21 protein-coding genes, 1 pseudogene and 2 riboswitches are annotated in these 25,023 nt (G+C 44.1%); of the genes and pseudogenes, 8 read left to right on the top strand and 14 right to left on the bottom strand.

Features of this window, described 5'->3' with window-relative positions; translation table 11 throughout:
- The first annotated feature begins 45 nt into the window (after positions 1-45).
- Positions 46-1,506, top strand: coding sequence for a MocR-like pyridoxine biosynthesis transcription factor PdxR (gene pdxR, locus SFC25_RS14140; RefSeq protein WP_411215903.1), 1,461 nt, complete (start codon positions 46-48; stop codon positions 1,504-1,506).
- Between the two features lie 208 nt (positions 1,507-1,714).
- Here the strand turns inward: pdxR and SFC25_RS14135 are convergent, their stop codons facing one another.
- From SFC25_RS14135 to SFC25_RS14110, 6 genes and pseudogenes are all read right to left on the bottom strand, one after another.
- The gene (locus SFC25_RS14135; protein WP_411215902.1) at positions 1,715-2,539 is read right to left on the bottom strand and encodes an MBL fold metallo-hydrolase; all 825 of its coding nucleotides are present in this window, start codon (positions 2,537-2,539) and stop codon (positions 1,715-1,717) included.
- Positions 2,540-2,747: 208 nt separating this feature from the next.
- Complete coding sequence (locus tag SFC25_RS14130) at positions 2,748-4,043, bottom strand: aldehyde dehydrogenase (RefSeq protein WP_411215901.1); 1,296 nt, start codon at positions 4,041-4,043, stop codon at positions 2,748-2,750.
- 189 nt (positions 4,044-4,232) lie between these two features.
- The gene (gene pdxT / locus SFC25_RS14125; protein ID WP_411215900.1) at positions 4,233-4,814 is read right to left on the bottom strand and encodes a pyridoxal 5'-phosphate synthase glutaminase subunit PdxT; all 582 of its coding nucleotides are present in this window, start codon (positions 4,812-4,814) and stop codon (positions 4,233-4,235) included.
- Between the two features lie 18 nt (positions 4,815-4,832).
- Positions 4,833-5,717: a pyridoxal 5'-phosphate synthase lyase subunit PdxS gene (pdxS, locus tag SFC25_RS14120; protein ID WP_411215899.1), complete on the bottom strand. Its 885-nt coding sequence runs from the start codon at positions 5,715-5,717 to the stop codon at positions 4,833-4,835.
- A 97-nt stretch (positions 5,718-5,814) separates the two neighbouring features.
- Entirely contained in the window at positions 5,815-6,009 is a 195-nt protein-coding gene (locus SFC25_RS14115) for a DNA polymerase IV (RefSeq protein ID WP_411215898.1), read from the bottom strand.
- A 22-nt stretch (positions 6,010-6,031) separates the two neighbouring features.
- Positions 6,032-6,287: pseudogene (locus SFC25_RS14110) on the bottom strand (hypothetical protein); the annotation flags it as partial.
- Between the two features lie 249 nt (positions 6,288-6,536).
- Between SFC25_RS14110 and SFC25_RS14105 the strand changes: the two are divergent.
- On the top strand, positions 6,537-7,778 hold the full coding sequence (locus tag SFC25_RS14105) for a hypothetical protein (protein ID WP_411215897.1): 1,242 nt from the start codon (positions 6,537-6,539) through the stop codon (positions 7,776-7,778).
- Positions 7,779-7,950: 172 nt separating this feature from the next.
- Here SFC25_RS14105 and fucO read toward each other — a convergent pair whose 3' ends face one another.
- The 8 genes from fucO to SFC25_RS14065 form a co-directional block, all read right to left on the bottom strand.
- On the bottom strand, positions 7,951-9,123 hold the full coding sequence (gene fucO / locus SFC25_RS14100) for a lactaldehyde reductase (RefSeq protein ID WP_411215896.1): 1,173 nt from the start codon (positions 9,121-9,123) through the stop codon (positions 7,951-7,953).
- 134 nt (positions 9,124-9,257) lie between these two features.
- The gene (gene aldA / locus SFC25_RS14095) at positions 9,258-10,718 is read right to left on the bottom strand and encodes an aldehyde dehydrogenase (protein WP_411215895.1); all 1,461 of its coding nucleotides are present in this window, start codon (positions 10,716-10,718) and stop codon (positions 9,258-9,260) included.
- 581 nt (positions 10,719-11,299) lie between these two features.
- Positions 11,300-12,202 carry a DMT family transporter gene (locus tag SFC25_RS14090; RefSeq protein ID WP_411215894.1) on the bottom strand — a complete coding sequence of 301 codons (903 nt, stop codon included), beginning with the start codon at positions 12,200-12,202 and terminating at the stop codon, positions 11,300-11,302.
- 135 nt (positions 12,203-12,337) lie between these two features.
- The gene (gene lipA / locus SFC25_RS14085; RefSeq protein WP_411215893.1) at positions 12,338-13,258 is read right to left on the bottom strand and encodes a lipoyl synthase; all 921 of its coding nucleotides are present in this window, start codon (positions 13,256-13,258) and stop codon (positions 12,338-12,340) included.
- Between the two features lie 12 nt (positions 13,259-13,270).
- Positions 13,271-14,032 carry a lipoate--protein ligase family protein gene (locus SFC25_RS14080; RefSeq protein WP_411216098.1) on the bottom strand — a complete coding sequence of 254 codons (762 nt, stop codon included), beginning with the start codon at positions 14,030-14,032 and terminating at the stop codon, positions 13,271-13,273.
- A 258-nt stretch (positions 14,033-14,290) separates the two neighbouring features.
- Positions 14,291-15,397, bottom strand: coding sequence for a 5-methyltetrahydropteroyltriglutamate--homocysteine S-methyltransferase (locus SFC25_RS14075; RefSeq protein ID WP_411215892.1), 1,107 nt, complete (start codon positions 15,395-15,397; stop codon positions 14,291-14,293).
- Positions 15,398-15,413: 16 nt separating this feature from the next.
- Positions 15,414-16,586 carry an aminotransferase class I/II-fold pyridoxal phosphate-dependent enzyme gene (locus tag SFC25_RS14070; protein ID WP_411215891.1) on the bottom strand — a complete coding sequence of 391 codons (1,173 nt, stop codon included), beginning with the start codon at positions 16,584-16,586 and terminating at the stop codon, positions 15,414-15,416.
- A gap of 11 nt (positions 16,587-16,597) precedes the next feature.
- Positions 16,598-17,698, bottom strand: coding sequence for a methionine biosynthesis PLP-dependent protein (locus tag SFC25_RS14065; RefSeq protein ID WP_411215890.1), 1,101 nt, complete (start codon positions 17,696-17,698; stop codon positions 16,598-16,600).
- An 80-nt stretch (positions 17,699-17,778) separates the two neighbouring features.
- Positions 17,779-17,882: riboswitch (SAM riboswitch) on the bottom strand.
- 199 nt (positions 17,883-18,081) lie between these two features.
- Positions 18,082-18,185, top strand: a riboswitch (SAM riboswitch).
- 110 nt (positions 18,186-18,295) lie between these two features.
- On the opposite strand from SFC25_RS14065, the gene SFC25_RS14060 reads away from it, so the two are divergent.
- From SFC25_RS14060 to SFC25_RS14035, 6 genes are all read left to right on the top strand, one after another.
- The gene (locus SFC25_RS14060; RefSeq protein ID WP_411215889.1) at positions 18,296-19,492 is read left to right on the top strand and encodes a M20 metallopeptidase family protein; all 1,197 of its coding nucleotides are present in this window, start codon (positions 18,296-18,298) and stop codon (positions 19,490-19,492) included.
- Between the two features lie 12 nt (positions 19,493-19,504).
- A complete protein-coding gene (locus tag SFC25_RS14055) occupies positions 19,505-21,091 on the top strand; it encodes an ABC transporter substrate-binding protein (RefSeq protein WP_411215888.1) in 1,587 nt (528 codons plus the stop codon).
- Positions 21,092-21,160: 69 nt separating this feature from the next.
- The gene (locus tag SFC25_RS14050; RefSeq protein WP_411215887.1) at positions 21,161-22,105 is read left to right on the top strand and encodes an ABC transporter permease; all 945 of its coding nucleotides are present in this window, start codon (positions 21,161-21,163) and stop codon (positions 22,103-22,105) included.
- A 21-nt stretch (positions 22,106-22,126) separates the two neighbouring features.
- Positions 22,127-22,975 carry an ABC transporter permease gene (locus SFC25_RS14045; protein WP_411215886.1) on the top strand — a complete coding sequence of 283 codons (849 nt, stop codon included), beginning with the start codon at positions 22,127-22,129 and terminating at the stop codon, positions 22,973-22,975.
- A gap of 13 nt (positions 22,976-22,988) precedes the next feature.
- A complete protein-coding gene (locus SFC25_RS14040) occupies positions 22,989-24,005 on the top strand; it encodes an ABC transporter ATP-binding protein (RefSeq protein ID WP_411215885.1) in 1,017 nt (338 codons plus the stop codon).
- Entirely contained in the window at positions 24,002-25,003 is a 1,002-nt protein-coding gene (locus SFC25_RS14035; RefSeq protein WP_411215884.1) for an ABC transporter ATP-binding protein, read from the top strand. The genes SFC25_RS14040 and SFC25_RS14035 overlap by 4 nt, the downstream gene beginning before the upstream one ends.
- The last annotated feature ends 20 nt before the right edge of the window (positions 25,004-25,023 follow it).

The following is a 25,023-nucleotide window of genomic DNA, read 5'->3' as shown; positions in this document are numbered from 1 at the left end:
CTAACAGCACACTATAACAAGCTATAACACATAGGGGCAATCTAGATGATTACAATCAATAAAAATGAAGCTATTCCGCTTTCCAAACAGATATATGTTTCTTTCGTAGATAAAATCCGTTCTGGTTTATTATCAGGCGGAACAAAGCTGCCAACTGTAAGACAGCTGTCTAAAGATCTTGAGGTTAGTCTCGTCACGGTTATGAAGGCGTATAAACAGCTTGAAGAAGATGGATTTCTGGAATTAAGCAAGGGAAAAGGCACGTATGTAAAAACACAGCAGCAATCAGAACCAAGTAAAACTGGACAGGATTTTGACTGGCAGCTGAGCATACCCGATTATTTGCACCGTTCCCAATATGCACGTTTTCAGGATTCGGATGCAAGTTACCATTTTTCCTCCTCCATGATCGATCCAGCTTTATTTCCGAATCAATACATGGATCAGTTGATTGCACAAGTATTCATGCAAAATCCTCGTATTCTTTCGCAGTATGGCGGCATACAAGGAGATTTGGCACTACGTGAAAAAATGGTTCAAAACATGGAGAAATCCAAAATCATAACCACGCCAGAAAATTTGCTGATCACAAGCGGATCCCAGCAAGGTATCGACCTTGTCGCCCGTACATTTATCGGGCCTGGTGATGTTGTCATCATGGAGGCACCGACCTATCCAGGTGCCATTGATGTTTTCCGCAGCCGCGGCGCAACAATCCTTACAGTTCCGGTTGATGAAAATGGCATGCGCGTGGATATGCTGCATAGCTTATGTGAAAAACATAAACCAAAACTAATTTATACAACGCCGACATTCCATAATCCGACCGGCACTATCATGCCGCTGCAGCGTCGTAAAGTGCTGCTCGATATCGCCGAAAGCCATCATTGTTTGATCATGGAGGATGATCCTTTCAGCGATATCTATTTTGACCGCAAGCCACCGCTGCCAATCAAAAGTATGGACAAAACAGGACATGTGATTTATTTAAAGGGCTTAAGCAAAACGATTGCACCTGGATGCCGGATCGGCCTTATTGCAGCTTCAGGGTCGATTTTCAAACGCCTGTATGCAGCAAAAGCGAATATGGACCTAGGCAGCCCGCTTTTGCCGCAAAAGGTAATCCTTCCATTAGTGGATTCTACCAAGATGGAACAGCATTTGAAACGACTGCGAGCTGCACTGAAGAGCCGGCGGGATACCGTGCTGGCAGTACTGTCAGAGCAGGCACCAACTGGCGTTACCTGGCATATTCCAAAAGGCGGCTTGAATGTCTGGATCCAGCTGCCCGCTTGGCTGGACAGCAATGTCCTTTTATATGAAGCGAACAAGCGCAACGTCTCCTTTCTGACAGGCTCAGCTTGCTTTGCCATCGAAAATGAACATAGTACATTCCGCCTTAGCTACTCCTATGCAAATGAAAAGCTATTACGGGAAGGCGTCATGATTTTATGTGATATTATGCAGGCAATGCAGCCAGCAAGCTCTTCTTCGCCTACCTTTTGATTCACGGTTGAAAAAGCAATTCCTAGAAGGGTAACTTTTAACTTATTTAGATTCAGTTAATTGCATCACCAAAAATTGATTAGGCCAAAAAAAGAAGACGATTCCACCACCTTATGGAATCGTCTTCTTTTTTTGGCTTCGTTATGCTCTAGCCCCTGATAGTACAAAACATTCCATTGTTGTAGTGTTCATGTGAGAATTATTTGTTTTATGTATCAAAAAGCGTTCCATTTAACGCAGCTAAATATCTGTTTATGGATAATTCGACTTTATGTTTAGCATCTTCATGTATTACGCGGTTGAAAGCGTCATACATACTAGAGAACTGTAATCCTTCGAGTTTCCGTTGAATCCTTTCAACAGTTGTAGTTGGAAGAGGGATAAGGTTGGGATAACTATACATCAAACTAACCCAGTTTCGATCTGCGACTATTCGAATAATGTCACCTGTTAATAAAACTCCATTATTGTTGCTGCCCTTCCTCCATTCTAATATTGCTGCTCCTTTGTAATGTCCGCCTATTCTATGAAGTGTAATACCATCTGATAATTCAAGAGATTCGCCTGACCAAAATTTAATACGCTCGCTTTTTCTCGTTACCCATTTTCTATCATCTTCATGTATATAAATTGGGCAGTTGAATTCTTCCGCCCATTCAACTTGACTTGAATAATAATGGGGATGAGATAGAGCTATAGCATTTAGTCCTCCAATAGTATTAATTTGATTGATTGTTTGTTTATCTAAGTATGTAATACAATCCCATAGTAAATTAAAGTATCCATCTTGGACTATGAAAGCACTTTGACCTATTCCTAGACTTGGTTCAGTCTTAATACTGGAAATTCCTGCAGCTTCATCTTTTATAACATTAATATAAATACCACTATTAATTAATTCATTTAAAGTTGTCCACCTTTGCCCTTCCATGCTAACATATTGTCTTTCTTCTTCACATATAGTGCAATTTACCGGATAATCCATAGACTCTGTATACTGAACTCCACAAGTTTGGCATATATAATTCTTCATGATACCCTCCCTTTATCTTGGAATGATTTCATAATAATACAATTATTTACACTGTAACAATGAATAAGCACCGATACTTTAAGTGCACCTTTATACGGCATTAGCAAAAGACTAAACCTAATGGTTAAAGTAACTCATTTATCACATACTTATTAGTCAAAAAAAGAGGAGTCAGTCCCCAGACTGACTCCTCTTTCTTATATATACATCATCGCTTCAAGATGCTCTTATAATGGGAAAAAGTCTCAAAGCTTGCTTTACCATGGTATGCTCCCATACCGCTTGCCCCAACTCCTCCAAATGGTAGGTAGTGGGAAGTCATATGGCTGATTGTGTCGTTGATTGCACCACCGCCAAATGAGATAGTGTTTAAAATCTCTTCATGGAAGTCTTTATCTTCCGAGAACAGATAAAGTGCCAGTGGTTTAGGTCGTCTCACAATTCGATCGATGATGTCAGCCGGATCATCATATGTGATAACCGGTAGGATTGGTCCAAAGATTTCATCCTGCATAATTGGATCATCCCACGAAATAGAATCAAGAATTGTGGGCTCAATAATAAGTTGGGAACGGTCGGATTGTCCGCCTGCCGCAACTGTTCCATTGTTCAGGAATCCTGCTAGTCGATCAAAATGTCTTTCGCTGACCACATGTCCGAAGTTCGGGTTTTGGACGATGTTATCGCCGTATGCTGCAGTTATTACATCCTTCAGTTTTTCCAACAGTGTTTCTTTCACACTGCTATGAACAAGAAGGTAATCTGGTGCTACACATGTTTGGCCTGCATTTGCGAATTTGCCGCGAGCAATTCGCTGTGCTGCTTCATCCAAATTTGCATCCTTATGAACAATTGTCGGGCTTTTACCGCCAAGCTCCAATGTCATAGGAGTCAAATGCTTAGCTGCAGCTTCTGCTACAATTTTACCGACTCCCGTGCTGCCGGTGAAGAAAATGTAATCAAAGTCTTCTTTGAGCAGTGCTGTGCTTGTTTCCACTTCCCCTTCCACTACACGCAGATATGCTTCTGGGAAGTTTTCATTAAATATAGTTGAAAGTATAGCTGATGTTTTCGGCGTCAATTCAGACGGTTTCAATACAGCAGTGTTTCCAGCAGCAATTGCTCCTACCAATGGAGAAACCGCCAGCTGGAATGGATAGTTCCATGGTGCGATTACGAGTGCTGAGCCATAAGGCTCTGGCTTGATGAAGCTTTTCGCTCCTTCATGGGAGACAGCTGTAGGGACTTCTTTTGTTTCAACCCATGATTCCAAATTCTCTATAGTAAAGTTGATTTCAGCTAAAACCAGCCCTACCTCTGCCCGTTTAGCTTCCATTTCAGATTTATTCAAATCCTGCTTCACTGCGTCCAGGATGCTCTGTTCATGCGTCTGAATTAAATTTTTCAATTTATTTAATGTATCTATACGAAACTGTACATCTTTCGTTTGTCCGCTTCTGAAGAAAGTACGCTGACTCATTAAAAGGTCCTGATAGTTTTCCATCTTAAGGTCTCCTTTGCAATGTTGAGATGATCCACCTCATTGCATCCAATTAGTTGACGTATCAAATATTCAACGAGGAAAAATATAATACACAGCAGAATAGATTGCAAGGGATACGAATTGGAAGGGAAATGATCCACACAACAAAAAGAAGATCACAAAATGATCTTCTTTTTGAAAAATGCTATTTTATACTTTTACAGCCGCTTCTTTTACCATCTCCAAGAAGTACCCCATCAACCGAGTATCTGCAGTAAGCTCAGGATGAAAAGCAGTCGCCAAATAGTGTCCATCTCTTGCTGCTACAATACGTCCTGTATCTTGACTCAGCACTTCAACACCTGGTCCTGCCTCGATAATATAAGGCGCACGGATGAATACCGCAGGGAAATCTTGTGCCACACCTTTGATTTCAAGCTCTGTTTCAAAGCTGTCTACCTGACGGCCGAAAGCATTTCGTTCCACTGTCACATCCATCAAACCAAGATGACTCGTCTCCTGGTTGTTAATTCTTTTTGCCAGCAGAATCATTCCTGCACAAGTACCGAAGATTGGTTTTCCAGCTGCGCCAAAAGCTCTTAACGGCTCCAGGAAATCATACCGATCGATAAGCCTGCGCATGGCAGTACTCTCACCGCCTGGCAAAATCAAACCGTCCAATTCTGCCAGCTGTTCCGCTCGCTTGACGAGAATAGCTTCCGCTCCGACGGCTTCTACTGTCCGCGCATGCTCCTGCACTGCACCTTGAAGTGCCAACACACCAATTTTCATTGAGCAGATCTCCTTTCCTTACCAGCCGCGTTCTTGCATTCTGTTTTCTGGAGATAGGCTTGCGATGTCGATTCCTTTCATCGGTGTGCCCAGTCCTTTGGAAAGCTCGGCAATCAGCTTATAATCCTGATAATGTGTTGTTGCTTCCACGATGGCTTTCGCAAATTTCGCTGGGTTATCGGACTTGAAGATACCAGAACCTACAAAGACGCCGTCTGCTCCAAGCTGCATCATCAGTGCTGCATCTGCGGGAGTCGCCACACCGCCAGCAGCAAAGTTTACAACCGGAAGCTTGCCAGCTTCACGAATTTGAAGCAGCACGTCATATGGTGCACCAAGATCTTTGGCAAATGTCATCACTTCAGCCAAATCCATAGAGATTAGCTTGCGTACCTGTGATTGCACTTTACGCATATGACGTACAGCCTCGACGATATTACCCGTTCCAGGCTCACCTTTTGTACGAAGCATGGAAGCACCTTCCCCGATACGGCGGGCAGCTTCACCAAGATCGCGGCTTCCGCATACGAACGGTACCGTGAATTCCCGCTTGTTCAAGTGAAACTCTTCATCTGCCGGGGTTAGCACTTCACTTTCATCTATGTAATCGACGCCCATCGCTTCCAGCACACGTGCTTCCACAATATGTCCGATTCGGGCCTTAGCCATGACCGGAATAGACACAGCATTCAATACCTCTTCTGTAATTGTCGGATCCGCCATTCGCGCAACGCCGCCAGCAGCACGAATATCAGAAGGCACACGCTCAAGTGCCATAACAGCTACTGCACCAGCCTCTTCAGCAATCTTTGCCTGCTCTGCATTAATGACATCCATGATGACGCCGCCCTTTTGCATTTCCGCCATACCACGTTTTACTAAATCCGTTCCTGTTTTCGCCATGTTGACTCCTCCTATTTCTCTTCCGTTGTCGGAAAAGTTTGATAGGGGTATTGTACATATCATCAGGGTATAACACGCAAGGTTGGAGTATAACAATTCAGTCTGCTTTATGTTTTTGTAGCAGATAATCATATTCTTCCCAAAAGTCTTCATACATTTCTTTGTCGAACTCCTCGTCTGGCTTTTTCATCTGCGAACTCTCGAATAATGCTTTTTTTGCTTGTTTTGCAAACTGCAAGATCTTTTGTTTATACAAAGTAGTCTTAACGGATTCACTTATATCTTGGTACACAAGACCTTTCCTTCTATCAGGCTAGTGCTTGTAAATTTAACGAAATCTGACAGAAATACCTCGTCCCCTTTGTGCTGAACCGACCAGTGGATAGAGATTGGACACCCAGACATTAGCAGCGCTCCACAACCATGGAGAATCAACCCTTCCTCACACTTTGGAAAACATACATAGTCCGAATCTAGTGTCCGTAACAAAGCTAATGCTGATTCACTGATTCCCCACTCTTCTCCAATTCCGGTTTGTGTAATGACAGTACTACCCACTTCCAAATGTATTTCTCCATGAGAGCATAGATCTTCTACCTCGTTGGAAAGCCAATATTGTTATTCTATTTTCAAGTTAAAAATAGTCATTTTTTCACCTCTATATCTTCTGTTTAGTAATCGTTCCGTAAAGATATCTATAGAGGCAATCATTATCTACTAATTTTAATTAAAAAAGGGAAATTATTTACTTTAATTAAATATTTCCCTTTATAATAGGTATTATGAACCAAAACAAATATAGAGAGGGAAAAATGTAGCATGTTCACTAAAATATTGACTGTAATAATAGCAGCTGCAGTACTTAGTGCAGGAGGTTATTACACCTACACTGAAATTATTAGCCCTGAAAAAAAGGAAGCTGCAGCAGAAACACCAGTTGCAAAAGAAGAAAAAGTAAAAGAATTCAATGATGATGAAGTTAAAACAGCAGCAGAGAAGAGCGTTGAGCAAGTTTATGCTGCACTCCAAAAGGGACAAAAGGAATACGGTTTTGTAAAGGGCGATTATGATATCGATAAATTGAAAGAAATTATCCAACCTGTGGCAACTGAAAGTTTCTTAGAAAATAAAATGCCAGAATTAGCCGAAGCTACATATTGTGAATGCGATGCAAACCTAGAACCAAACCTTGCTTTCGATTCACGGGTAGAAATTACAAAAGAAAATGAGAACTATATTGTGACGGCAATAGCGGCTGGAAATGATATGGACAATAATGCATATGTCTACACGATAAAACTAGTTAATGACAAGAACGCGTTAAAATTAGATGATTGGTCATCCGAACAACCCACAGAGAATCTTAAATTGACTTCTGATGAAGCAGCAGCACTTCTGGAAGCAACATATGAAGATGACTTTGAAAATATATCGGAATATGATGCAGAAGGAGACAAGATTTATGTTTTCACTAACAGCACCAATTGGGAGATAGGCGTCAACTCTGTTAACGGCAGGCTTACACAAAGTACTGCTGAACAAGAGCCTACTGATGCTGATGCTGCTTCAAGTGATTCAACTGTTGCAGAAGATCAAGAAACAGAGGAAGAGCCAGTTGAAGAAGTATCTAATGAAACCGAAACATCTGTAGAAGATACTCCAGTGGAACCGGAGGAAGCCGCTGAATCTACAGAAACTGCTGAGCCAGTATCAGAGGAAACTTCAACGAATGTATCCGACTATAATGGTTTCTGGAGCACAGGTAATAATGATGGATCCCCTTACATTAACTTTGAAGCAATTGATGAAAATACAGCCCATGTGATGGTTACGTCAGATCAACCACCAAATGCAATCCGCATGGCATCTGCGGAGGGAACAATTACGATCACTGATAATCAAGCTACACTTCATTATGATGAGGACGGTCAAGGGAACCAGGGAGATATCCACTTCGTATTTGGTGCTGGACAAATAACCGTCACAACAACGTTGACGCAAAAGGGTGAAAGTCCCTTCTGGATGTTCTTTGATGGTACACATGTGTTATATCCTAATTAATTTATTCTGTTATTATTTTTGCTATTTTTCAATAAGAATACTTAAACGTACACATTATGCTTTTTATAAAGAGCAATTGCTAATCTGAAGTTGATAAATAATAATCAATCCACATATAAAAAAGGTATACGTAAACGTTCGTGTTTACGTATACCTTTTCTTCATCCAGAACTTATTTATTTTTTACAGGAAGTGAGAAGGCAGTTTTATAAACTTCAAGAATCGACTCTTTTGTACATGGACGTGGATTACCTCCGGTACACACATCAGCCATAGCAGCTTCTGCCAACGCATCGAGATCTTCCTCTTTCACACCAATCTCGTCCAATGTTTGAGGAATATTAAGGTCAATGGATAATTGACGGACAGCTTCAATAGCAGCATGACGATATTCGTCTTGCATCATATCATCAACTCCTTCAACCCCCATTGCACGAGCGATTTCCTTGAACTTTTCACCAGTGTAATCTTTGTTGAATTCCAAAACATATGGCAGCAGTACAGCATTGGCTATGCCGTGAGGCGTATTATAGAATGCGCCTAATGGATGAGCCATGCCGTGCACCACGCCAAGACCTACGTTAGAGAAAGCCATACCTGTCATATATTGTCCAAGAGCCATGTCTTCGCGACCCTTAGGATCATTATTGACAGCATCCCGAAGCGAACGGGAAATCAATTCGATAGCCTTTAAGTTTAACGTATCAGCAAGCTCCCAAGCAGCTTGTGTCGTATATCCTTCAATGGCATGTGTCAATGCATCCATCCCAGTGGCAGCAGATAATCCATGCGGCATGGAGGACATCATGATAGGATCAACGACTGCAACGATTGGAATATCGTGCGGGTCGACACAAACGAATTTCCGGCGTTTCTCCTCATCCGTAATAACGTAGTTGATGGTAGTTTCAGCAGCTGTTCCAGCTGTTGTAGCAACAGCAATCATCGGAACTGCTTTGTTTTTGGTTGGAGCAGTGCCTTCCAAGGAAACTACATCAGCAAATTCCGGGTTATTGATGATAATACCGATACCTTTACCAGTATCTTGAGGAGAACCTCCCCCAATAGCGATAATATAGTCGGCACCCGCGTTTTTAAAGGCCTCGACACCAGCTTTAACGATAGCAACAGTCGGATTGGCTTTCACTTGGTCAAAGATGTCATATGGCAGGTTAGCGTCATCTAGTAAATCAGTTACCTTTTTAACTACACCGAACTTAACTAAATCAGCGTCCGTAACAATCAATGCTTTTTGGAATCCGCGATTTTGCACTTCACCAACGATTTCGTTAATAGCTCCAGCACCATGGTAACTAGTTTCATTCAAGATAAAACGATAAGCCATTTCAAAGACCTCCATTTTATTTTTAATAGACTGGTTGATTCCTTTTTGTTGCTTCACATAGCTATGTGTATATTGGCCTCTTATACTTCCCGTCATATGATGTAGAAAATTCCAGCTTGTTTTTAACGACAAGATTATTTCTTCTCTTGGTTATACTGCAGATACACAACATGTGTTTGCAGGTACTCATCTAGTCCGTGTTTTCCATCCGCACCGCCAATACCCGATTTTTTCCATCCTGCATGGAATCCTTGTATTGCTTCAAAGTTTTCGCGATTGACATATGTCTCTCCAAACTCTAATTCCTTGCTTGCACGCATCGTTACATCAAGATTTTGAGTGTAGATAGAAGACGTCAAGCCAAATTCACAATCGTTTGCCTGTCTTAAAGCATCGTCTAAATCCTTGAATGTCGCAATAGGAAGAACAGGACCGAAAATTTCTTGCTGCATAATGTTCATCTCATTATTTACATTTACGAGAACAGTTGGTTCATAGAAATACCCTTTATCTCGGGCAGCACGTTTACCGCCTGTCAAAATCTTGGCACCGTCAGCTACTGCTTCTTGTACCATTCGATCTACAGATTCAAGCGCATCATTGCTAATAAGAGGTCCCATATCAATATCCCCATCAACTAATGGGTCACCGTAGCTTACTTCTGCCATTGCTTTTGTTACCTTTGAGATAAACGCTTCGGCAATATCTTCATGAACATATACACGTTCCGTACAGTTACATACCTGTCCAGTATTAATGATGCGAGAATCGATGACGGAACGCACCGCCAGATCCAGATCAGCATCATCCATAACAATAGCTGGCGCTTTTCCTCCCAATTCCAGTGATACTTTTGTAATATTATCTGCCGCAGCACGCATCACGGCAGCTCCAGCATTATAACTTCCTGTCAAACTAACCATGCCTATATCTTCATTTTTCGCCATTTCTTGACCAACTGTTCGTCCGCTGCCTGTCACGATATTGATGACACCTTTAGGCAGACCCACTTTTTCAATAATCTTTGCAAACTCCAAAGCATTATTAGGGGATAAATCACTTGGCTTCAAGACAATTGTATTCCCCGTGACTAAAGCAGGCGCTGCTTTACGAGCAACGAGGAAAAAAGGAAAATTCCAAGGTAAGATACCAGCAATGACTCCAATAGGCTCTTTATGAACAAATATCTGTTCATTTGGTCGATCACTTTGGACTATTTCTCCTTCATAGCGTCTTGCCCACCCAGCCATATAATCGATGTAATCGGCTGTAAAGTTTACCTCTGTTTTAGCTAGAGCCAGCGTTTTTCCCATTTCCTCTGATATTGTTTGTGCTAAGATTTCTTCGTTGTTACGTATCTCTTTAGAAATTTCCAGTAAGTAATTGCCTCTTTCAAAGGCGGGTATTTTCTTCCACTTTTTCTGTGCACGCTTAGCTGAGTCAATTGCTGCTCTTACATCTGCAACAGTTCCTCTAGGGATCTCTGAAATAATTTCCTCAGTAGCAGGATTCACAACGTTTAGTGTTTCCTGGGAACTAGAGTCTACAAATTCACCATCTATGAACATTTGATACTTCTTCGTAGTAATCTCCATGAATTTTCTCCTTTCAAATATCGTAAGCAATTGAAAAACAGCCCGTCAGTGCAAGCGCTATCATTTTTAAGTATCATTCATTCTTTCTAATTAACTGATATAGTAAAATCATCTAGGGTGTTGGGAATATGGACAGGAGTAACGTTCTTTTAGAAGCCGGAAATTATAAAGTACTGCTACCTTCGCTTAGCGATGCTGTACTGATCCAGGAAGTTAAGATGAAAAGTGCGTATGTCAAATTCATCTAAGAGGTCAGGAGAAAATGTACATAGTTCCTTCTAAATTACTTCAATCAGAAAGATTTTCTTTGTGAGGAGGTAAAACATGTCACATACTATACTGTCATTCTCAATATTGGTTTTAACCACCTTTCCTTTTTTTGACATCTAATCATCCAGTCATCAGATGACTCAATATCTAATGTTATTTAAACATCAACTAGATATATTTGTCAATTTATAATCTAGTAAATCCCCTATGAAACTTAAATATGAAACTTTCTCTTTAGTGTCTACTTATTAACCAAGACAAATAAAGAGGAAGCAGTCCCCTACTTATGAGTGCTTCCTCTCTATTAACTGTTAACGTACTTCCTGTTTACTTTCCTCCACCACTCGATACTCACTATTCTGCCGAACCAAAAACAGAAGAACCCCTATCAACGCAATAGCCCCTCCAACAATTTGCAGCGTGCTTAGCTTCTCCCCTAATAACCAGACTGCAAGGAGTGTAGCACCTACTGGTTCTCCCAATACACTCATCGAAATCGTTGTCGAATTCACATAATTCAAGAGCATATTGAATATGACATGCGCTACTGTTGGGAAGATAGCTAACAGCAAGAATATCTTCCACTCACCAAAATCATATCCGCGAACAGGAACCCCAGTCACTAAATTGTAAATATTAAGCCATACAGCTGCTGAAAGGAAGACACAGAAACTGTATATCCAATGTGATACTTTTTTTACATTTTTCTGCCCGATCAATAAATAGCCAACAACAGCAATTACACATAGTAAGGATAAGAGGTCACCGATCAAAACGGATGGCGTTTGCAAACCGAAATCTCCCCACCCTACCATGACAACTCCAATGATAGAAATACCGATAGTCAAGATTACAGCTTTTGACGCCCTCTCTCTATAAATCAAGAATCCCCCTATCATCGCGACAATCGGCTGAAGTGAAAGAATGATCGTCGAGCTTGCCACAGTCGTCAGTTTCAAGGAACTGAACCAGAGAGCGAAATGTGCTGCAAGACAAGCACCTGATAATACGAAGGCCAGCGCTTCTCTTCTTCCAATCTTTTTAAACTCTTTTCTTTTTATCCATACAATCGGAACCAGCAACAGACACGCTAAATACATTCGGTTCATACTGAGGATAGTAGCCGGTGCATCAGACCATTTGACGAAGATGGCCGCGAAAGAAATGGCGATGATGGATATAACTAATAAAATGGCGGTTTGATTTTGTTTCATATGAGGCACCTTCTTACAGTTTATAGAATTGAATATCGAATACATTCATTCTAGCCCTTCGCTTGCCATGTTGTCTTGATAAAATTTTAACTTTTAATAAAAAAGGCCATGCATATTTGCATGCCCTCTACTATTTTAGTGACAACCGCCAAACTGGCGCTGTCTTGCTTCTGGATTCACTTGTTCATCCGCATGATAGGAGGAGCGGACCATCGGGCCTGATTCGCAGTGACGGAAGCCCTTTTGTAAGGCTATTTCTTTCAGCTCGGCGAATTCGTCTGGGTGGTAATACTTCTGTACTTTCAGGTGCTTGAATGATGGCTGCAAGTATTGGCCGATTGTCATAATATCAACACGATGTTCCAGCAAATCGTCCATGGCTTGCACAATCTCTTCCTTCGTCTCTCCTAAACCTAGCATGATGCTTGATTTTGTCGGTGTTTCCGGAGATATTGTTTTGACACGGTCAAGTAATTCCAGTGACCGGTCATATGTAGCACGATGTCGGACAGAAGGTGTCAAGCGTCGTACTGTTTCGATATTATGGTTGAAGATATCCGGCTTGGCATCCATCAGTGTCTTGATGCTCTCGTACGTTCCTTTCATGTCGGATGGCAGTACCTCTACTGTTGTATTCGGCATCCTGCGATGGATGGCACGGACTGTTTCCGCAAATACTGCTGAACCTCCATCTTCCAGATCATCTCTTGCAACAGCTGTGACAACCGCATGCCGCAGTCCCATTTTAGCAACAGAATCAGCGACACGCTCTGGTTCTGCCCAGTCCAGTTCTGTCGGCTTGCCAGAAGTTACCGCACAGAAGCGGCAGCCTCTTGTACATATAGAACCCAAAATCATGAATGTTGCCGTTTTCCGTACCGACCAGCACTCATAAATATTTGGGCATTTCGCCTCTTCACATACTGTATGTAAATTCATTTCCCGCATCATTTTCTTTAAATCCATATAATCTTCATTCGTGTTGAAATCAATCTTCAGCCACTCAGGCTTTCGAAGCATACCTTCCCTGCGTTGCGCCATCGTTTTCTTCACCATTTTCGTTCCTCCTTAACGTGCATATAAGAATTCATGATTTTGGTATTTCTCTTTGGCAAGTTCTTTGATTGTTTGTAGTTGTTCTTCTTCCAGTTCAAGTTTTTCGAATGTTACACCTAGTCCTCTTTGGAAACCATCATAAAAGGCATCTCTTATTTCTTCCATAGTGGTCTGTTCAGAGATAAATTCTTGCAAACTTACAGCTTTGTTCCTAAAGCTCTTGTAAGCACGCTCTTTGACACGGTCACTTGGGTAGACGAACAATTCCAGCAGATCTTCTTGCTTCAGCCAGATAGGAATCGACCCGTGCTGTAGGATGACACCTTTTTGCCTCGTCTGCGCACTGCCAGCTGCCTTCTTTCCGTCCACATTGATCTCATACCAGGAAGCTTCCTCAAAGCAATTGGCTGTACCCTTCGGTTTGGAGTCAGCTGGTAAGGCGAACTCCGCTTGGATGCCCAAGTTATCAAAACCAATCAGCAGCCCTTGTGATAAAACTTTGTACGCTTCTTTGATAGTTGATGGTACTCCTGGATGATCTTCCGATACGATAATGCTGTACGTCAGTTCTTGATGGTGCAGTACTGCCTGACCTCCAGTTGGACGGCGCACCAATTCAAACCCTCGCTTTTTAATTTCTTCTAAGTTGAATCGTTTCTTTGTCTTCTGGAAATACCCCACGGAGAAACCGCCAGGCTTCCAGCCGTAAAAACGCAACACAGGGGCGATCCGTCCTTCACGGTGCCATTGCATGAGCATTTCATCCGCAGCCATATTAAAGGCAGGCGAATGATCACCGTCGTCCCAGAAAACCCATTTCCGCACGCTGTCACCTTCTTATTTACAAAGTTCAAATAATATTAACAATTTAATTCTAACGAACGGGAGATCGGGGAAGCAACCGCTTTCTCAAAAGCCTACTTTCCTACTAGGATTAAATACTCCCAATTACTTACCAATTCCCAGAGTACTTACTTAACTATGAGGATCTTAATGGCCAGTAAAAAAGCCGTCAAAATGGACGGCTTTTTCTTACGCTTGTGGCCAAACTGTCTTTGCAACATCAACGATGAAGCGCAGTTTTTCCCATTGTTCTTCCTCTGTCAGTTTATTGCCATGATGAGTGGAGGCAAAGCCGCATTGCGGACTTAAACAGATCTGATCAAGAGAAATATATTTGGATGCCTCCTCTATACGGCTGATAACAGCATCCTTATCTTCCAATTCCCCAAATTTGGATGTGACTACGCCCAATACGACTCTTGGACCATCATTCGGAATATATTTAAGAGGTTCGAATGTTCCGGAACGTTCATCATCATACTCGAGGAAGAAACCATCGACTTTCTCCTTTGCCAACAAGTCCTGGGCAATAAGGTCATAGCTTCCTCCGAACATATAAGTAGAACGGTAGTTTCCTCGACAAAGATGCGTCGTCACCGTAAGATCTTCTGGTTTCCCTTCCAATACACCATTGATTACGCGGCGAGCCAAGTCAATCAGGAATTCCCGGGAATGCTCTCCATCGAATTTCGTATCAGGCGAAGACAGGGTTGCAATGTAGACATCATCCAACTGCAAATAACGCACTCCAGCATCATAGAAAGCTTGAATTGCATCTTTATATGCTTGGATGACATCAGCTGCAAAATCCTCGATATCTGGATAAATCGAATGATCACGAATATCTGTATGGAAGAGCTGATTCGGACTCGGAATTGTCTGTTTAGCTACTGCCCTGCCAGCGACGATATCCTGGAATACTTTATAATCCTCGATAAATGGGTGATCAGGATTGAACGAAACCTTGCCAGTATTTTTTATATTATACCGTTCTGTCTCTTCCCCTTTAAACAAATAGCCGGTATCCGGAACATAACCTGTGATGCCGTTAAGATGCTCCAAAAAGTCTGTATGCCAGAATCTTCTCCGGAATTCTCCGTCTGTCACAAGCTCCAAGCCGACTTCAATTTGCTTGTCTACAATTCTTTTGATCTCTGACGTTTCGATATCACGAAGATCTTGTTTGCTGATCAGGCCTTCTTTAAATTGCTGTCTTGCTTTGTGCAGTACATCTGGACGAAGCAAGCTCCCTACGTGATCTGCTCTGAATGGTGCCGTTTTTGTTTTCGTTGTCATGTTCATCTCTCCCATTTTAGTTTTTTACTTTTTCTATTACTCTTTCAGCAGCCTTTAAGGCTTGCTGCAGATCTCCAATGAGATCCTCCACATGCTCCAGGCCAACAGATAACCGCAAGAGTCCATCTGATATACCTCGTTTCTTACGCTCTGCTTCCGGCATGGCAGCATGTGACATCGTTGCCGGGTACGAAAGAATGGATTCTACCGCGCCGAGACTGACAGCAAAGATCGGGATGCGTAGCTGTTCCACAAAGATCTTTGCGTGTTCCCTGCTCGGCAAGGCGAACGATAGTACTGCTCCATTTCCAATGGCCTGCCCGGTATGTATGTCATGTCCATTATGCGTAGGCAAGCCAGGGTAGAAGACATCTTCCACTAACGGATGATCAAGCAGGAACAAAGCTATCCTCTCCGCCGTTTCCGATGACTGACGCAATCTTGTACCTAACGTCTTTATCCCTTGTAGCAGCAGATAGCTGTCCTGGGCACCTAGAATGGCACCAAACGTATTCTGGATAAAAGCCAGTCGTTCTCCCAGTTCTGTATCCTTTGTAATCAGCAGCCCAGCGATAATATCACTGTGCCCTGACAGAAACTTGGTAGCACTGTGGATGACCACATCTATACCTAGTGCCAATGGCTGCTGATACAGCGGCGTCAAAAATGTGTTGTCCAAGAAAGTTAAACAATCATGTTGCTTTGCTATCTGGACCACGGCCCGAATGTCAGTCACCTTCAAACACGGATTGGACGGTGTCTCCAAGTAAATGACCTTAGTGTTTGGTCGTACAGCTGCTTCTACAGCATCCAAATCGGTTAGGTCAACAAAGGAATGACTGATCTGGAATTTTGGAAGGATTTCTGTTACGAAACGATACGTTCCGCCGTACACATCCTCTGTCACTATCACATGATCCCCCGCTGACAGCAGCATGAATGCAGAGGAAATTGCTGCCATGCCAGATGAAAAAGCTAATGCGTCTCTCCCGGACTCTAGTTCAGCAGCCTTTTGCTCCAGTGCTTTTCGTGTCGGATTACCGGTACGACTATAATCGAATGGACCGAAATCATCAAAGCTCTCCTGGTGGAAGGTTGACGATAGGTAGATCGGGACGTTAACCGCACCTGTTCTCTGCTCTTTGTATGATCCCCGTATACACGTTGTTTCCGCTTGTTGTTCTCCCATATGTTGACCTCCTAATCCAGTTTGGCGAATGCTTGCTGTAAATCATGAATCAAATCCTCCGCTTCTTCAATCCCGACCGAGAAACGGAGCAAACAATCGCAAATTCCTCTGGCTTCCCGTTCCTCTAAAGGGATATCCGCATGTGTCTGTGTTGTAGGATATGTGATAAAGCTTTCCACTCCGCCAAGACTTTCGGCAAAGGTGATGACGTTCAGGCTGCGAAGGAATGTATCGATCCAGCTGCTTTTCTGGACCCGGAAGGATAGCATGCCGCCTTTGCCTGTATACAGGACATCTTTCACCTTCGGCTCTTCAGCCAGATAGCCCGCGATACGCTGTGCATTTACTTGATGCTGCCGCATTCGAAGCGGCAGCGTCTTCAAACCGCGTATGAGCAGCCAGGAATCAAGCGGAGATAAGACAGCTCCTGTACCGTTTTGCAATAACGCTAACCGATCGGATAATGCATTACCTTTACTCACAACAAGTCCGGCTAATACGTCATTGTGGCCGCCTATATATTTCGTCGCACTATGGATGACGATATCTGCTCCTTCTGTTAGCGGCTGCTGGTAATACGGTGTCAGAAACGTATTATCCACAATTAACAGTAAGTTGTGTGCTTTTGCCAGCTGCGCATAAGCAGCAATATCAATTTCCTGCATGAGTGGGTTTGTCGGTGTTTCAAGGAAAATTGCTTTTGTATCGTCCGTTATCAATAGCGCAGTCTCTTCGACGGAATGAAATGGCGCATAAATTGGCGAGACGTCATAGGCGTCTGAATAGAAATCAAACAGCCGATAGGTGCCTCCATAAATATCCTCCGGCACTAGCAGGGAATCGCCCGAACGGAAAAGTGACAATACGAGTTGGATTGCCGCCATGCCTGAGCTGCACGCAAATGCCCGGTCGCCTTTTTCCAGCTCTGCAAAACCTTCTTCCAACACAGACCGAGTAGGATTTTTTGTTCTTGAATAATCGTACCCGGTAGACTCGCCGATTCCGCTGTGTGCATAAGCAGTGGACAGATAAACTGGAGGGTTGACTGCTCCTGTTGCTCCATCACTGCGATTGCCAAGCTGCACAAATGCTGTTTCTAAACTATTTCCCATACTGCTTCTCACCCTTCTCTTCAACAAAAAAAGAACCTTCTCCCCAAAAAGGAAGAAGGTTCAGTCAAGACCGAATCAGCTTCTTATCTTTAAGGCGGATACCTTTTGGATTTAGCACCGTGTCTTCTCAGACTGGTTGCTGAGACATCACTGGGCCAAGTCCCTCCGTCTCTCTTGATAAGAAAAGTTCTATATAATTTTTTATATTAAAGCTATGTTATCACATAAGAATGAACAGTCAAGCATTATTTAAAATTTTCTGCCAAATGAATTTTTTTTTGATGGAATTTTTAGCGCAGTTATGCTGATCAGGAAAAATAGTGACAAAAAATAGGATTGACAGCCAGAACTTTTCGGTCTATCCTTTTCCTTACAACTGATATTTCTTATCGAGATTGGTGGAGGGAATGGCCCAACGAAACCAAAGCAACAGGCTGCAAACCGCAGTACTGTGCTAATTCCAGGTGTTTAACACTGAAGATAAGAAGAGCGGAAAGTCTGTAAAAGACCCTCTTCTGTCTGGAAGAGGGTCTTTTTTTAGACTTAATCCCGATTAATTTCATTGGAAATATCAAGATTGTTACAGGAGGTTGGAAAATGGAACAGATCAAGCAGACGCTTGCGGAAGTACATACGGAGTTAGAAGACAATTTTACAGAAGTCGTTGAGTGGAGACGTTATTTGCATCAGCATCCAGAATTGAGTTTCAAGGAAACAGAAACAGCCCGTTTCATCGCTGATAAGCTGCGCAGCTTCGGCTACGAAGATATCCAGACAAACATCGGCGGCTTTGGCATCGTCGCTGCACTTACAGGTAAAACTGCCGGACCGACAATTGCGCTGCGAGCCGATTTCGATGCCCTGCCGATAGAAGATGAAAAAGACACAGCCTATCGATCCAAGACACCTGGCGTGATGCATGCTTGCGGTCATGACGGTCATACTGCTGCTCTGCTCGGAACTGCCAAAGCATTGATCAAACATAAGGATAATCTGAAAGGTAAAGTGGTCTTTTTGTTCCAGCCAGCAGAGGAAGTTCCTCCAGGCGGTGCAAAAGCGATGATTGAAGATGGTGCACTTGATGGTGTGGATTATGTCTACGGTGCCCACCTTAATTCAGCTGCCCCTATCGGAAAGATCGGTGTTGGCGAAGGGTTCAAGATGGCTGCGGTAGATAAATTTGCGATCACCATCCAGGGAAAAGGCGGTCACGGTGCAGCCCCTCATGAGGCTGTCGATCCGATTGTCATCGGAAGTGATATTGTCAGCGCCCTTCAAAAGATCGTCAGCCGCAGAGTCAACCCGCTGGAATCCGCAGTCGTGACACTCGGTGTGTTCCAATCTGGCCAAGCATTCAACGTTATTCCGGATACTGCAAAATTGGAAGGAACAGTGCGAACATTTAATTCCGACATCCGTCAGCAGGTAAGAAAACAAATAGAGTCTATTGTAGACGGAATCGCAACTGGATTCGGCGCAACCTACTCGATTGATTATCTGCACGGTTACCCTGCTCTTTATAACCACCCAGAAGAAACTGCGCTTCTGCAGCGTCTATTTGCTGAAGAATTCGGTGAAGAACAGGTCATTCCGCTTGATACCGGAATGGGAGCAGAGGATTTCGCTTATTACTTACAGGATAAACCAGGAAGCTTCTTTAAAGTTGGGTCCCGCAATGAGGATACAGACACCCATTATCCACATCACCACCCCAAGTTTGACATCGATGAGCGTGCTTTGCTCATCACGGAAAAAGCATTCACGAAAATCGTATTCTCGTTATTGGGAAGCTAAGGAGGAAGAAGATTGATTAAGAAATTTGCACTTATATTATTCGGCCTGATGGCCACCATCGCCCTATTCGGGTGCTCCAGCAATTCCAGCAGCAGCAGTTCAGGCGCAAGCGGCGGAGAACCTGTGGAAGGCGGCGACTTGAACGTTGCGATGACTGCCGATCCTGATACGCTTGACTGGATGTATTCCGGAGAAAGTGCTGCCAGAAAAATTGGCTGGCATATATACGAAGGCTTGTTTGCACTAGATCATGATTATCAAGTACGCCCTTTGCTTGCTGATGATTATACCGTCAGTGATGATAAGAAAACCTATACGATCACGCTCCGTGACGGACTGAAATTCCATAACGGGCAAGACGTAACAGCCGAGGACGCAAAAGCATCAATCGACCGCTGGCTGAAGGTCTCTTCTGTCGGTAAGATCACTGCAACGCATGTTGACTCAGTCCAAGCAACAGATGATCTGACATTGGTCATTACGCTCAGCGATCCGTATACCGCTTTGCTGACTGATATGTCCGCACCAAAAGCATCAGCAGTCATCATTCCAGCTGACATTGCGGAAGCTGCAGGTGAACAGCCGCTGACAAACGAGCAGCTGATCGGTACAGGACCATTCAAATTTGATTCCTGGAAGCGCGGGAATGAAATCGTCCTAGCTAAATTCGAAGACTATCAATCACGTGAAGAAGACTGGGGCGGTTTGACGGGTAAGAAAACCGCATACCTGGATACGATTCACTTTAAAATCGTAAAAGATCCTCAAGTTATGCTGAACGGTTTGAAGACAGATCTTTATGATTACGTACAGTCCATTCCGCTTGATTTGTATGATGTTGTCGATACGACTCCAAATGTCGAACCAGCTATTTCCAGCAATGGCTATTCCGTCATTACACCGGATAAGTCAGAAGCACCTTTCGATGACATCAAGGTCAGGGAAGCCCTGCATGCTGCACTGGATAAAGAAGCAATCGCAAAAGCAACGTACGGCAGCAGCGAGTTCTATAATCTGGATGGAGCCTTATTCACACCAGATCAGACAGCTCTTTATTCAGATCAAAACATCGATAACTTCGACGCGTTTGATCAGGATGAAGCTAAAAAACTGCTGGAAGAGAGTTCCTATGATGGGCAGCCAGTGAAGATCATTTTCTCGAATGACCATGCCGAGTATAAGAAAATTGCCGAAATCGCAGAACAGCAGCTTGAGGCAGTTGGCTTCAACGTCGAGCTGGAGTCCTACGAATGGGCAACTTACCTGGAAAAATGGAGCGATGGCGCTAACTGGGATATGGTCGTAGTCGGCTGGTCTCCATTCTTCTCACCTAACCAAGCTGGTGTAGTAAGCCAGGATTCCAACAGCAGCGGCTGGTATAACAGCGATAGCTGGCAGGAGCTTATCGCACAGTGGGGTGAAGCGGAAGATGAAGCCGCTCAGCAAGAAATCCTCGCTGAGCTGAACAAGACGATTTATGACGAGCTTCCATTTGAGAAAGTAAGCAACCTTTCCACATTGGATGCACGTACTTCCAAGCTTGAGGATTATGATGATTGGTATGGTCCTCGCTTCTGGAATACATGGAAATCACAGTAATGCCCCGAGAAAATCGCCTGCGTTACCGCTGGCGATTTTCTTCCATTTCTAAATAAAGGAGTGACGCATGTGCTTAGTTATACAATCCGCAGATTGTTATCTATCATCCCCGTTATGCTTGTTGTCAGTATCATTGTATTCCTGCTCGTTCACCTGACACCCGGAAATCCAGCCTTCATCATCCTTGGAGAAGATGCATCACCAGAAGCCATTGCACAGCTTGAAGAGCAGCTTGGATTGAATGAGCCTTTGTATATCCAATTCTTCGATTGGCTCAAACAAGTCATCACAGGCGACCTTGGTACGAGTGTCTATTCTGCCCAGCCAGTGACGGAACTGATCTTTGGCAACTTTGGACCGACAATCAGTTTGATGGTATTGTCCCTGCTCTTTATTTTGGTCATCTCCATTCCGCTTGCCATCCTGATTGTGTCCTTGCGTAAAACAATCCTGGATCCGTTATTTACCAATGCTTCCCTTCTTGGTGTATCCATTCCGGAATTCTGGCTTGCGATTTTGCTTGTGCTCGTTTTTGGCGTAACATTCCCGATTTTTCCGGTTGCAGGTTATATGCCGCTTGCGGAAGGCTTCGGTCCATGGATATATCATTTGCTGCTGCCTGCTTTTGTACTGGCATTAGTGGAAATCGGCATCATTGCCCGAATGCTCCGGGACAGCATGCTTGATTCCGTGAACCAGGATTATACAAAAACAGCACGGGCAAAAGGCGTTCGAGAACGCGATGTATTGATGAAGCATGTTTTCTCCAATGCGCTCATTCCGACTACAACAGTTCTTGGTGCCACAGTGGCAGGTCTGCTTGGCGGTACGGTTATCATTGAAACACTTTTCACCATCCCAGGTATCGGGCAGCTTTTGATCGATTCGATTCACCGGCGGGATTATCCGGTTATCCAAGGCGTCGTGCTATTCATCGCCGCGATCTATGTCCTGGTCAACCTGATCGTCGATCTTTTGTATGCATTCCTTGATCCGAGGATCCGCTATGACTGAGCCGAAGGAGGTACATTAACGATGATGTCCAAGAAGCGAAATATAATTGCACTGACTATTTTCTTACTCGTTGCGTTAGCCACTATCACTGCAAATCTGTGGCTGCCGGTTTCCCCAGTAGCGATAGATGCCAATCAGCGTCTGCTTGCACCATCCAGCGCTCACTGGTTTGGTACAGATGATTTTGGCCGGGATATCTTTGCCCGGGTTATTGTAGCTGCTCGTGTGTCATTAGCCGTCGGTGTCATCGTTGCTGTCGTTGCAACTGTGATTGGTACACTGATTGGTCTGGTATCCGGCTATTTCCGCAAAACTGATTTTATCTTGATGCGGATTGTAGATGGTTTCCTTGCCTTCCCTGCCCTATTGCTTGCTCTAGCACTGGTTGCGGCTTTAGGCGGAAGTATTACGAATATCGTCATTGCCCTGACGATAGCCTTCTTCCCAGTTATGGCCCGGGTGGTACGCTCTGCTGTGCTGCAAATCAATAACGCACAATACATTGAAGCTGCGAGAACGACAGGCACGAATAATATGGTGATCATTTTCCGTTATATCCTGCCGAATGTCCTTTCTCCAATTATTGTGCAAAGTACGTTCATCTTTGCCAAAGCAATACTGGCTGAAGCAGCCCTGAGTTTTCTTGGTGTCGGAGTCAACCCATCCACACCGACCTGGGGAAATATGCTGCAGGAATCACAGATTTATATCACGATCGCTCCGTGGTTCTCGATCTTTCCTGGTATCGCAATCGTCATTACCGTTTTGTCGCTGAACATACTTGGTGACGGGCTCCGCGATGCTTTTGACCCACATAGCGTCAAGAAAAAACGGAAACGCAAACCAAAGCAAACAGCACCTGCTGCCTAGAGGAGGTTTCATTATGCTAGAAGTCAATGATCTGTATGTACACCTGGATACACCAGCTGGCCTCGTCAAAGCTGTTGATGGTGTATCCTTCCGGCTGGAAGCCGGGCAGACAATCGGTATTGTCGGGGAATCTGGCAGCGGGAAAAGTGTACTCGCCCACTCCCTGACAAAGCTCAATCCAGAACCGCCGGCAACGTATCCTAAGGGCGAAATTCTGTTCGAAGGTGAGAACATCCTGACAATGGATAAAAAGCGCCTGCGTAAGTTACGGGGAAAAGAAATCGCCATGATCTTTCAAGATCCGATGTCGAGCCTTAATCCTGTTTTCAAGATTGGCAGACAACTGATGGAAGCCATCCAAACTCATCAGAAACTGCCTAAAAAAGAAGCTCGCCAAAAAGCAATCGAGCTACTGACAGATGTCGGCATCCCTGATCCAGAGCGACGGATGCAAAATTATCCGCATCAATTTTCCGGCGGGATGCGCCAGCGCGTTCTCATCGCCATTGCACTGGCAGCCAGACCAAAACTGCTTATCGCAGATGAACCGACAACCGCATTGGATGTAACCATTCAGGCTCAGATCATCGAGTTATTGAAAAGCATCCAGCAGAAATATGGAACAGCGATCATAATGATCACCCATGATCTAGGCGTCGTGGCAAATCTGGCAGATAAAATCCTCGTCATGTATGCTGGTAAAATTGTTGAATCCGGCAGTACAGCAGACATTTTCTATAACACAGCAATGCCGTATACATGGTCGCTGCTGCGCTCTATCCCAAGACTTGATGCAGGGGCTCCAGAGAGGCTTCTCCATATCGAGGGGCATCCGCCGAATTTGGTTCATCCGCCAAAAGGCTGCAACTTCCATCCGCGCTGTCCATTTGCGAGAGATGCCTGCCTTCAGGCTGACCCGCCACTCTCTGAACGTGGAACAAACCATATGGCTGCGTGTATACTCAGCAAGCCGGAATTCGATAAAGAAAAACAAACTGTAGCAGAACGGAAAGGAGTGCTGCTGTCATGACTGCATTATTGGAAATAAAAGATTTGCACGTACATTTTCCAATCAAGAACGGTGTTTTACAAAAGACAACAGGTCATGTAAAAGCCTTGAATGGTATAGATTTGACTGTAAAAAAAGGTGAGATACTTGGGATTGTAGGAGAATCCGGCTGCGGGAAAAGCACACTTGCCCGCAGCATCGTCGGACTGCAGAAGCCTACTTCCGGGGACATTCTTTTTGAAGGAAACACGTATACAGACGCATCTGCCAAAGATCTATACGAGTTGCGGCGCAATATGCAAATGGTATTCCAGGACCCGTATACCAGTTTGAATCCGCGTATGAAAGTGAGCGAAAGTATCGCCGCTCCGCTTAAGGCATACAAAAAGACCAAGAACCTGGAATCTCGTGTGAAAGAGCTGATGGAACTCGTCGGATTGAATCCCGATGACCATTATAACCGGCTTCCGCATGAGTTCTCCGGAGGACAGCGCCAGCGGATTGGTATTGCGCGCGCAATTGCTTTGGAGCCGCAGCTGATCGTCTGTGACGAACCAGTCAGTGCGCTAGATGTCTCCGTCCAAGCCCAAGTGATCAACTTATTCCAGGATCTTCAGAAGAAATTGGACTTGACGTATGTATTCATCGCGCATGACCTTTCCGTCATCAATCACATCGCCGACCGTGTCGCCGTCATGTACCTCGGCAAAGTGATGGAGAGATCCAACCGGGAATCTTTCCAGACACATGCGCAGCATCCGTATACAAATGCACTTCTATCCGCGGTGCCACTGCCTGATCCAGACAAAGAACGCGCACGGGAACGCATCGTCTTAAGAGGCGAACTGCCTTCCCCCGCTAATCCGCCATCAGGCTGCGTGTTCCACACCCGCTGCCCGAAAGCGACGGAATTCTGTAAGACTAACGTCCCCGTTCCGGAAGAGCGCGGCGTACCAGGACAGGAAGTGGCTTGCTTCTTTCCTGTAGGCGCGGAAGAGAAAGCGAGAATTACATTATGAGGAAGAATCTTAATTTATTA

Source organism: Terribacillus saccharophilus, from assembly GCF_046592595.1.
GTDB classification, from domain to species: domain Bacteria; phylum Bacillota; class Bacilli; order Bacillales; family Amphibacillaceae; genus Terribacillus; species Terribacillus saccharophilus_C.
The sequence above is the reverse complement of the archived record's forward strand: the minus strand, read 5'-3'. Positions and strand labels throughout refer to the sequence as shown.

What these genes read in the sequence shown, in the direction of transcription:
- SFC25_RS14035 (WP_411215884.1), top strand. Translation starts at nt 24,002, where the DNA reads ATGACTGCATTATTGGAAATAAAAGATTTGCACGTACATTTTCCAATC.
- SFC25_RS14075 (WP_411215892.1), bottom strand. Translation starts at nt 15,397, where the DNA reads ATGACAACGAAAACAAAAACGGCACCATTCAGAGCAGATCACGTAGGG.
- SFC25_RS14090 (WP_411215894.1), bottom strand. Translation starts at nt 12,202, where the DNA reads ATGAAACAAAATCAAACCGCCATTTTATTAGTTATATCCATCATCGCC.
- SFC25_RS14080 (WP_411216098.1), bottom strand. Translation starts at nt 14,032, where the DNA reads ATGGCTGCGGATGAAATGCTCATGCAATGGCACCGTGAAGGACGGATC.
- pdxS (WP_411215899.1), bottom strand. Translation starts at nt 5,717, where the DNA reads ATGGCGAAAACAGGAACGGATTTAGTAAAACGTGGTATGGCGGAAATG.
- SFC25_RS14040 (WP_411215885.1), top strand. Translation starts at nt 22,989, where the DNA reads ATGCTAGAAGTCAATGATCTGTATGTACACCTGGATACACCAGCTGGC.
- SFC25_RS14060 (WP_411215889.1), top strand. Translation starts at nt 18,296, where the DNA reads ATGGAACAGATCAAGCAGACGCTTGCGGAAGTACATACGGAGTTAGAA.
- SFC25_RS14130 (WP_411215901.1), bottom strand. Translation starts at nt 4,043, where the DNA reads ATGGAAAACTATCAGGACCTTTTAATGAGTCAGCGTACTTTCTTCAGA.
- SFC25_RS14105 (WP_411215897.1), top strand. Translation starts at nt 6,537, where the DNA reads ATGTTCACTAAAATATTGACTGTAATAATAGCAGCTGCAGTACTTAGT.
- SFC25_RS14070 (WP_411215891.1), bottom strand. Translation starts at nt 16,586, where the DNA reads ATGGGAGAACAACAAGCGGAAACAACGTGTATACGGGGATCATACAAA.
- pdxR (WP_411215903.1), top strand. Translation starts at nt 46, where the DNA reads ATGATTACAATCAATAAAAATGAAGCTATTCCGCTTTCCAAACAGATA.
- aldA (WP_411215895.1), bottom strand. Translation starts at nt 10,718, where the DNA reads ATGGAGATTACTACGAAGAAGTATCAAATGTTCATAGATGGTGAATTT.
- SFC25_RS14065 (WP_411215890.1), bottom strand. Translation starts at nt 17,698, where the DNA reads ATGGGAAATAGTTTAGAAACAGCATTTGTGCAGCTTGGCAATCGCAGT.
- SFC25_RS14135 (WP_411215902.1), bottom strand. Translation starts at nt 2,539, where the DNA reads ATGAAGAATTATATATGCCAAACTTGTGGAGTTCAGTATACAGAGTCT.
- fucO (WP_411215896.1), bottom strand. Translation starts at nt 9,123, where the DNA reads ATGGCTTATCGTTTTATCTTGAATGAAACTAGTTACCATGGTGCTGGA.
- pdxT (WP_411215900.1), bottom strand. Translation starts at nt 4,814, where the DNA reads ATGAAAATTGGTGTGTTGGCACTTCAAGGTGCAGTGCAGGAGCATGCG.
- SFC25_RS14045 (WP_411215886.1), top strand. Translation starts at nt 22,127, where the DNA reads ATGATGTCCAAGAAGCGAAATATAATTGCACTGACTATTTTCTTACTC.
- lipA (WP_411215893.1), bottom strand. Translation starts at nt 13,258, where the DNA reads ATGGTGAAGAAAACGATGGCGCAACGCAGGGAAGGTATGCTTCGAAAG.